The organism is Streptomyces albiaxialis, assembly GCF_039530985.1.
Classification (GTDB): Bacteria; Actinomycetota; Actinomycetes; order Streptomycetales; family Streptomycetaceae; genus Streptomyces; species Streptomyces albiaxialis.
In genome coordinates this window covers 1-907 of the sequence record NZ_BAAAPE010000045.1, presented here as the reverse complement: position 1 = coordinate 907, position 907 = coordinate 1, and the positions used below count along the sequence as shown (strand labels likewise).

The following is a 907-nucleotide window of genomic DNA, read 5'->3' as shown; positions in this document are numbered from 1 at the left end:
CAGCTCCACGCTCATGTACCAGTTGAGGCGCTCGCGGGCTTGTTCCGACGTGGTGATCCGGACGGCGGCCTTGCCCTCGTAGTGCTGGGACTCGGTGCCCTGCTTGAGGTCCCACACCTCCAGCTCGGCGTCCGTCGCGAGGATCACCGGCGCCGACAGCACCCGCTGGACCGAGGACTTGCCCGAGCCGGACGCGCCGACGACCAGGATGCGCTGCTGGAGATCGATCTCCGTCCACTCACCGAAGGGGTTCATCGACAGCCGCGCCGGGTCCGTGATGCTCACCGGGGCGGACGGCTGCGACCACGGCACGTTCTTCGCCAGCGGGTTGCGCACCGTGATGCGGACGGTTGCCTTGTTCGCCTTGTCCGCGCCCTCGATGCGCACCGCACCGCGCCGGGTCCCAAGACCGGTCTCCACGTCCTTGATCCGGGCGGTCAGGGTCTCCAGCGTGAGACTGCCGCCGAGGGTGACGCGCACGTCCACGCCCATCGGCGTGCGCTTGATCCGGCCACGCTTGAGACCGACGAGCTTCCGCGTCTCGCACATCTCGCGCCAGCGGTCGGGCTGGAGCCGGTAGGCCAGCCGGATCGGCATCCGCATGCGCGCCGCCCACACCGTGATGCCCAGGTAGCGCACCACCGCGCCCGTGAGGCTGCCGAGCAGCTTCCCGAGTCCCTTGGCAGCGGCCCGGCGCCCGTCCTTGCCGAGCAGCTTGAGCAGGAGCAGGGAGCCGAGCGCCAGCAGCACCAGCGTGCCGGTCGGGCCGAGATGGCTGATCAGCCATCCCGCGTAGTCGGACATGTCCATCTGCCGGGTAGCGTCCTCGGCAGCGCTCTGTTCGATCATGAGAAGCCCTTCGTTCGGAGCGTCAGGGCCGTGTCCGGGGTGCGATCCCGGATGCGGC

Annotated in this window: 1 protein-coding gene; it reads right to left on the bottom strand. The window is 69.8% G+C overall.

The window, feature by feature from the left end:
- On the bottom strand, positions 1–849 hold an 849-nt coding region (locus ABD343_RS40825), incomplete at its 3' end, for a hypothetical protein (protein WP_344535946.1).
- Positions 850–907: the final 58 nt, after the last annotated feature.